Origin of the sequence: Stenotrophomonas sp. SrG (genome assembly GCF_050031795.1) — a bacterium.
GTDB classification, from domain to species: domain Bacteria; phylum Pseudomonadota; class Gammaproteobacteria; order Xanthomonadales; family Xanthomonadaceae; genus Stenotrophomonas; species Stenotrophomonas rhizophila_A.
In genome coordinates, this window is sequence record NZ_JBNBBE010000440.1 from 1 (window position 1) to 257 (window position 257).

General features: G+C 72.4%; 1 protein-coding gene. It reads right to left on the reverse strand.

The genetic code is table 11. The annotated features are described in order from the left end of the window. Window positions 1-257, reverse strand: a 257-nt coding sequence (locus ACQG3P_RS20395; protein ID WP_426806060.1) for a sulfurtransferase, incomplete at both ends; no start/stop codon positions are given.

Consider the following 257-nt stretch of genomic DNA (forward strand, 5'->3'; position numbering starts at 1 on the left):
CCCGGGCACATGCCCCGCCACCGGATCCAGCGGCTCCACCTCTCCCCGGAACCGTTCACCGGCACGCGCATCCAGCAGCCAGCCCGGCGCATGCTTCAAGCGCGCGGCGATCTCGACCACCGACGCCACCTGGCGGGTATCGAAACGCCCGGGATAGGCCGGCAACGGCAGCACCTCGGGCACGTCCGTGGACAACGGCAGACCGGCCGCCTGCCACGCCGCGAGGCCGCCATCGAGCACCGCCACCTGTGTATGCC